Origin of the sequence: Paenibacillus sp. Soil522, assembly GCF_001428245.1 — a bacterium.
Taxonomy (GTDB): domain Bacteria; phylum Bacillota; class Bacilli; order Paenibacillales; family Paenibacillaceae; genus Pristimantibacillus.
Genome location: NZ_LMRV01000002.1, coordinates 193,712 through 201,172, shown reverse-complemented (window position 1 = coordinate 201,172; position 7,461 = coordinate 193,712). Strand labels below are relative to the sequence as shown.

Here is a 7,461-nt window from a genome sequence, read left to right as displayed (position 1 = left end):
GGGACTGACCCCCTAACGTGAGACAAATTAAAACACCTTCAAGAAAATGCATCCATGTCGTAAGATGTGGGGATAACCTTGGAGGTGTTTTTGCATTGACAACAAGAGTAAGTTACCCAGTGGAAACAAAAATGAAGGCCATTGAAATGAGATTGGCAGGAGTCCCGGTAAAGGAGGTTATGGAGCAACTCCACATACGGAATAAGACACAAGTGAAAACCTGGATGAGATGGTACCGTAATGGCCAATTGAATCGGTTGGAGCAACCTGTCGGCAAACAATACGCCTACGGCAAAGGGCCGGAGTATACATCAGAACTGGAGCAATTGAAAGTGGAGAATCGGTTTTTGAAACAGCAATTAGATGTGCTAAAAAAGTACAAGGAGATGAAAAGGAGGTGTCGCCAAAGATCGTAGTGGAGCTGATCGATTCGATTCAAGGGGAAGTCAGTGTCACGCAAKCATGTGCATGGCTGGGARTCCCTCGTGCTACCTACTATCGTTGGAAAGCAGCGTGTAAGATCGAAAAGCTCGACTGCATGGTTCAGAACATCCGGGAACTCTGTATATGGCATAAATTTCGTTATGGATACCGGAAGATTACAGCGTTGCTACGAACGGAGCATACGATCAATCACAAACGTGTACAACGAATTATGCAACGTGAGCAGCTGCAATGTCGTGTCAAAGTCAAGAAACGGAAGAACACGGGACAGCCAGCCTATGTAGCCGAATACCTGTTAAAGCGTCAATTTCAAGCTGAGGCTCCGATGCATAAATTTGTTACGGATATTACGTACTTACCGTTTGGCGAAAAAATGTTGTACCTGTCGAGCATTCTGGATTTATATAATGGAGAGATTGTAGCTAGTAGTATATCGGATCAGCAAGACACTGCCTTTGTGCTGGACACGCTCAATCAATTGCCAGCTGTGCCCGGTGCGATCCTCCATAGCGACCAAGGCAGCGTCTACACGTCGCATGCGTATCAGGAAGCTGTCAAAGGAAAAGGCATTACCATGAGCATGTCCCGCAAGGGAACGCCCGCTGATAATGCCCCCATCGAATCGTTTCATTCCACACTTAAGTCTGAAACGTTCTACCTCGAAGGGTTGACCCGTACAACGACCGCCATCGTTGAACAGACCGTTCGAGACTACATTACTTACTATAACGCAATTCGCATTCAGACGAAACTAAACAACCAGTCGCCGGTTGATTTCCGACGACTGGCTGCTTAAACTTGTAAGGTGTTTTGATCCCTGTCTCACAAATGGGGGTCAGTCCCGACGAAACTAAACAACCAGTCGCCGGTTGATTTCCGACGACTGGCTGCTTAAACTTGTAAGGTGTTTTGATCCCTGTCTCACAAATGGGGGTCAGTCCCCTGCTTCAAGGTGAGTCTTCTTTTTTATGCATACGCAGCTCTAGATGCTTTTTACCGCCTCAAGCACTTCCTTGACGTGACCGTCAACGGATACGCTGCGCCATTCCTTAACGAGCGTGCCCTGCTCATCAAGCAGGAAAGTAGAGCGCTCCATTCCCATAAACTCCTCGCCGTCACGGCTCCGCAGCTTCCATACGCCAAACAGCTTGGATACCGTAAGCTCCGTATCCGACAGCAGCAGGAATGGCAGCTCATGCAGACCTGCGAATTGTTCATGGGAAGCCAAATCATCCGGGCTGATTCCAATAACCTCCGCGTTGTTCGCTCCAAATTGCCCGTTAAAATCACGGAAATCACATGATTCGGTCGTGCAGCCAGGCGTCATATCCCGCGGATAAAAATAAATGACGAGCTTCTTGCCTGAATAGTCTGCCAGCTCCACGTCCTTGCCATTCGACGCCTGCAGCTTGAAATTCGGAACCTTGTCTCCAATCTTCAACTGTTCTCCCACTGTTCATGCTCCTCTATGTTATATTTTCAATCGACAAACCTTGCTCACTCTCGCAACTGCTTATTAATCATTTTACACCTCATTATGCTCATAATACAAAGAGCTTTCGGATACGAAAGCTTTGGCCTGAGCAGGATCATCGTATAAGCCGTACGCCAGCATGAGCTTCGTGACGGCCGCCTCCACCGACAGCTTCTCAATCACGATTGCGCCCGCTTCAATAAGGCGGAGCGAGGACGAATAGAGCGCGTCCGAACGGTCTCTAATCGGACATATGTAGACGTCGATGCCAAGCCCTTTGCAGCGCGTGATAAATTGCAATAAAGAGTAAGGCCCATTCTCTATCGCGCATGCCGTACCGGAATGATGAAGATCATGGAGCACAGCCTTCGGACGCTGCGACGTAAAATCATAATAGGAGTAGTTCAAGCCGGGATACGGCCTAATATAGACGATGCTGGAATCGAGACGGAGCGTCTTCGGCTCCCATACAAACGGGGCAGCAGGCGCAGGACGCAGCGCCTCCGGCTTCGGATTGCGCTCATGCTCGAGCCAGCTGAAAGCCCGGTCTGCCATCATGCCAAACGGCACTCCGTATGGGCTTCCAAATTGATCGGTAAAGGATACGGCTTGCGTTATTCTCGTTCCGAGATAAACTAGCGGAGCGCCCTTGTCATCCTCATACACAACAAATACGCCCGGCAGCTGCGCATCCGCAATGAAATCGACCGTATTGGCAAAGTTGCGGAGGCCATTGCTCCGTTCATCGGCGAGCGGGTAATTGCTTGCCGTCAGGACGATCGGTATGCTCGAATCCGCAAACAAATAGCTGAGCATCGCTGCGCTATACGCCAGCGTATCCGATCCATGCGTGATGACGAGACCGTCATACAAAGTTAAATCTATGCTGTGAATCGCTTCGGCCAGCACATGCCAATCGTTTGTCGTCATATTTTCGCTAAGCAAATTAAGAGGCTGTATCGCATGAAGCGTAACGTCGTCTCGCTGCTGCGGACTATTGCTGTATTCATCAATAAGCGCGTAAGAGCCTGACAGATTGACATCAATGCCGGCTCCCTGCTTTCTGCTTCCGATGGTTCCTCCGGTAAATACGACTAACAGCTGCTTCACTCATTTTCCTCCTTGCTATCCTGCTATCACATCACCCGCGATAAATTATCGATGATTGCTAATATCGTATATGCGGCGCTGCATCCAGGTCAAGACGCACCTGCCCTATTAACAGGTTACCCCGTGAAGCTCGCTTCATACGATGGCATCATCCATACAAAAGGAGGATGGCCCCGGCTCTTCCCGCCGCCTTCGGCACCCTCCTCTCACTCATTATTTTTCGTTTCTCTTTGCCCGTTCTTCCTTAATAAACACAATTATTTAAAAAAGCATAAATAATAATAATTATCATTGTCAATGCTATAAGAGAAGAAAGATTTATACCACAAGCGCAATCGGGTAAACCGCTAAAATAAGATTTGCCGGGCAGGAACGAACGAAGCTGCGGTATGCCAAATGACAATGACCGGGGTGACGATAGATGACGGATCAAAAAAACGATGTTTTTGAGGAGAATCGACAGTATAGCGCTCAAGAATCAGGCGCAAATGAGCGCCGCGGCTGCGGCAAGCGGTATTTTGGCCGAGGCGGCGTAAAGATTGCCCTGCTGAAGCTGCTCGATGGCGAGCCGATGCACGGCTATCAAATGATGAAGGCTTTGGAGGAGCAATCCGGCGGTCTGTACATGCCAAGCGCAGGCTCCATTTATCCGACACTGCAAATGCTTGAGGAAAGCGGTTTTGTTGCCGTTAAGGACGAGGATGGCGGCAAGAAGGTCTATCGGATTACCGGGCAAGGCCGTTCAGCCTTACTGCTTCTTCCAGCTAAATCCAGAAACGATACAGCAGAGAGTGGCCGTTACCCGTCGGAGGCCGAGTCGTTTCGGAATGAGAAGCTGCGCCGAAAGTTCGGGCTGTCGCATGCATCCTTCGATCTGCTAAGGCTGGTGACACAAGCCGAGCATGAAGCCTCTGTCAGCAAGGCGCGTTCGGAGAGTCTGCAGCGCTTGTTAAACGAGCAGCAGCAGCAGATTAACGAATTTTTAGCTGGACGCATGCAAAACGCGGCTGCGACAAGCGAGAAAAACAACTTAATGGTTGATTAGCGAGTAAGCCATTCAGCGCCTAACAAGCAGCATCGTATGCTGGTGCGGGGACTAACAATCGGATCTTTTGCTTAAAATACTGAAAAACGACAAAAAGGAATTGCCCACGGTCTATGCTAAGACCAGAGGCAACCCCTTTTTTTCATCTATTAATGCGTTGTTTCATGCGAGACTTGACGGCCATTAAGGCTTTGACCGCCTTGAAGGCGATCGTTGGGGCTTCCCGCTGGCTCAGCATCCTCGCTGCGTCCCATGAACGGCCACCAGTTGGCAGCTCCGAATGTGCGCACCATGACCGGAATAAACAACGGAAGCATCAGCAGCGCGTACATGAATAGCCCGCAAAGCACGATCGTCGCGATTTGCAAGAGCGACATAACCCCTGAAGGAAGCATCGCCGCGAACGTTCCGCCAAGAATGACAGCTGCCGACATAATGACCGTACCCATGTTTTTCATCGCGTTCAGAATGGCCTCCTGCGGCGGCAGGTGACGGTATTCCTTGAAGCGGTCCATCAAGAAAATACTGTAGTCGATTCCAAGCGCCACCAGCATAACGAAGCCGAAGAACGGCACCGCCCAGCTCATGCCCGACTGTCCGAGCAGCCTTACGAATATAACCTCTGCAATCGCCATCGAGGTGTAGAACGTAACGAGAAGCGATGCGATCATATAGAGCGGCATGACGATCGAACTGAACAGGATGATCAGGATGATCGAAATGCCGATCAGCATCAGAATGACCGTACGCGAGTAATCGGCTTCCGAAATGTTGCTGAGATCGTGGTTCATGCTTGTAACGCCGCCGATAGCAATCTGGGCTCCACTGTAATCCGTGCCTTTTATGCCGCGATTCACAGCTGCTTCAAGCCCGTCGATTTGAGCCATCGTTTCCTGCGAATATGGATTGCCGCTAAATACGACATCGAATTTCGCCGTTTGACGGTCCTCCGACATATACACGCCCAGAGCAGTCTGGAAATCCTCGTTCGCTATCGCTTCCTCCGGAATATACCAGCCCGTCATTTGCTTATTGGGTGATTCGGCAAGACCGTTCAGGTAGCCGCCTGCAGAAGCGAGCCCGCCCTTTACCTGCGACAAGCCATCCACGCTTTGATCAAGTCCGCTCGTTAGCTCTCCTAACTGATCATTTAAAGAAGCAAAGCCAGCTTGCAGCTCCTTCTGCCCCTCCGCCAGCTCATTAAAGCCTTGCGTTACGCCCGGCAGCTTTGAGACGATCTGACCTTGGCCTTCCGCCGCCTGCGCAATGCCGCTTTGCAGATCGGCAAGTCCTGCCGCCAGCTTGCCAAGGCCCGACGCAAGCGCCGATTGTCCTTCCGATGCCTGCAGGAAGCCAGCATTCGCTTGCGTCATGCCTGCCGTGATGCCGTTAAGCTGCTCATTCAGCTGCGACAATTGCCCGTTGATGCCAGCAGCTCCCTCTTGAAGCTGGCTTAATGTACTGAGCGCTTCCTTGAAATTCTCATCGTTTTGCAGCTCCGGATAGCTGTCTTGCAGACCGGTCAGGCTTTGCTGAGCGCTTGTTAAACCGTCTGCCAGATTCGCTTGCTCTTCAGCAATCGCGCTATATGCGCCAGTCAACTGTCCTAGGCCGCCGCCCAGCTGCTCATAGCTGCTCAGCAATTGCCGGCTGGCATCCGCCAGCTGCTCCGCGCTCGCCCGGGCCCGCTTCAGTCCTTCGCCCAGCTCTCCCGCACCCGCTGAACCATCCTCCAGCCCCTGCTGAATTCGTTTCAAACCCGCGCCAAGCTGCACGATGCCTGCCTTCAGCTCATTCGTGCCATCAACGAGCTGTCCTGCCCCGGCAGCCGCATCATTCAGCTTCGGCGCATTTTCGCTTAGCGCGCTGCTCGCCTCGGAGAGTCCGTCCCCGATTTTGCCTAAGCCTTCGCCGCTCTTGCCAAGTCCATCCTCCAGGGTGACGACTTGACCTGCTACGAGAAATTGCTCCATCACGTCGCCAGTCGGACGAGTCGCGCTGCGAACGGCCTTGACGCCTCCCGTATTCGCCAGCTCGCGGCTGACTTGCTCCAAGACAGCCAGCCCCTCAGGCGTATCCATCGGCTTGCCGGTTTTGACAATGACCGTTGTCGGCAGTGAATCGCCGGGCCCAAAGCTGTCCGAAATCATATTAAATGCTTTAACCGAATCGTATTTGTCGCCGATCTCATCAAGTGAATTAAAGGAAATAGAGCCTTTGTAAGCAGTCAGGAACGGTACGATGATGACCGCCAAAATCATGAGCGCCCATAACGGCCGCTTTAATGAAAAGTTACCGACTGTGCCCCATAGCCTGCTCGGCTTATGCTCTAGGGAGCCTTTTGCCGGCCAAAACAGCTTCGTGCCAAGCACCGCCATAAAAAACGGTACGATCGTAAACAACGCGATAAGCAAAACCGCTACCCCGACTGCAACGGCAACCGCCGAGCGGTACAGCATAAAGGTCGAGAAACCGATAGCTGCAAAACCGACTAGCACCGCGAGACCGGAAAATAATACGGTTCTGCCCGCTGTGCGGTAGGTCTGGATAATCGCTTCCGTCTTGTCGCCGCCACTATGGGTAAGCTCTTCCTTAAAACGGCTGATGAGCAAAATGCAATAGTCCGTGCCGATCCCGAACAATACCGCAACGAGAAAGATCTGCGTAAAATTAGAGAGCGGAAAGTCTAAATATTCAACTAAGTATGCAATGATGGATTGCGATATTAAATAGGTGAAGCCTACCGCCACAAGCGGCACAATGGGTGCAATCGCCGACCGGAATACGACGAATAGGATGATTAATATAAAGCCAAGCGTAATGAACTCCGTTTTCTTGAGCCCTTCCTGCGAGCTTTGCACAACGTCCTCGGAGATCAGCCAGTTGCCAGTGTAATAATGCTCCACAGGCACACCTTCAATCGCTTCATAGAGACCATCGCGCAGCTCGGCAAGCGTACGGTCGCCCGCCTCGACATTGACGAGCGCAAGGACGGTGCTTCCATCCTCCGACACCATTTGCTCCTCCAGCTCTTTCGTATCAAAGTGAGTCGTTACAGAAAGAACGCCAATGGCTTTCCCTTCGTTCTTCAGCTTATCGACGCCGCTCTTCACTTCAGCTAAATCGGCGTCTGCTAAACCGCCATCCTTATGGAACACAAGGACGGTGGCCATGCCGCTGCCCGCGCCTGCGTCCTCGTTCCTTCCGATTGCCTCCTCCAATCCACTCGCGACAGTCGACGAATAGCCGTCAGGCACATTGACCTGCCCCTTCGTTCGAACAAGCTCCTCCATGTTCGGCGCGCTAAGCATCAGGCCGGCTGCAGCAGCCAGCCACAGCGCCAGAACCAGCCATCTGAACTTCAGTACGGTTCTCATCTCTAAGTACT

Annotated in this window: 5 protein-coding genes; 2 read left to right on the top strand and 3 right to left on the bottom strand. The window is 51.6% G+C overall.

The annotated features are described in order from the left end of the window. The first annotated feature begins 95 nt into the window (after nt 1-95). A protein-coding gene (locus ASG81_RS02725) for an IS3 family transposase (protein WP_442952798.1) occupies nt 96-1,240 on the top strand; the annotation gives its coding sequence in 2 pieces (ribosomal slippage) (nt 96-390 and nt 390-1,240; 1,146 coding nt in all). Nucleotides 1,241-1,426: 186 nt separating this feature from the next. Here the strand turns inward: ASG81_RS02725 and ASG81_RS02720 are convergent. Both ASG81_RS02720 and ASG81_RS02715 read right to left on the bottom strand, forming a co-directional pair. Next, on the bottom strand, nt 1,427-1,897 hold the full coding sequence (locus tag ASG81_RS02720; RefSeq protein WP_081417080.1) for a peroxiredoxin: 471 nt from the start codon (nt 1,895-1,897) through the stop codon (nt 1,427-1,429). 72 nt (nt 1,898-1,969) lie between these two features. Then, on the bottom strand, nt 1,970-3,028 hold the full coding sequence (locus ASG81_RS02715; RefSeq protein ID WP_056628820.1) for an asparaginase: 1,059 nt from the start codon (nt 3,026-3,028) through the stop codon (nt 1,970-1,972). 421 nt (nt 3,029-3,449) lie between these two features. On the opposite strand from ASG81_RS02715, the gene ASG81_RS02710 reads away from it, so the two are divergent. After that, nucleotides 3,450-4,073 (top strand): PadR family transcriptional regulator, encoded by a 624-nt coding sequence (locus ASG81_RS02710; protein WP_056628818.1) that lies wholly within the window; start codon nt 3,450-3,452, stop codon nt 4,071-4,073. Between the two features lie 149 nt (nt 4,074-4,222). Here the strand turns inward: ASG81_RS02710 and ASG81_RS02705 are convergent, their stop codons facing one another. Next, nucleotides 4,223-7,450, bottom strand: coding sequence for an MMPL family transporter (locus ASG81_RS02705; RefSeq protein ID WP_056628816.1), 3,228 nt, complete (start codon nt 7,448-7,450; stop codon nt 4,223-4,225). Between the last annotated feature and the right edge of the window lie 11 nt (nt 7,451-7,461).

Excerpts from the sequence above, each read along its gene's own strand:
- ASG81_RS02710 (WP_056628818.1), top strand. The coding sequence starts at position 3,450 with ATGACGGATCAAAAAAACGATGTTTTTGAGGAGAATCGACAGTATAGC.
- ASG81_RS02705 (WP_056628816.1), bottom strand. The coding sequence starts at position 7,450 with ATGAGAACCGTACTGAAGTTCAGATGGCTGGTTCTGGCGCTGTGGCTG.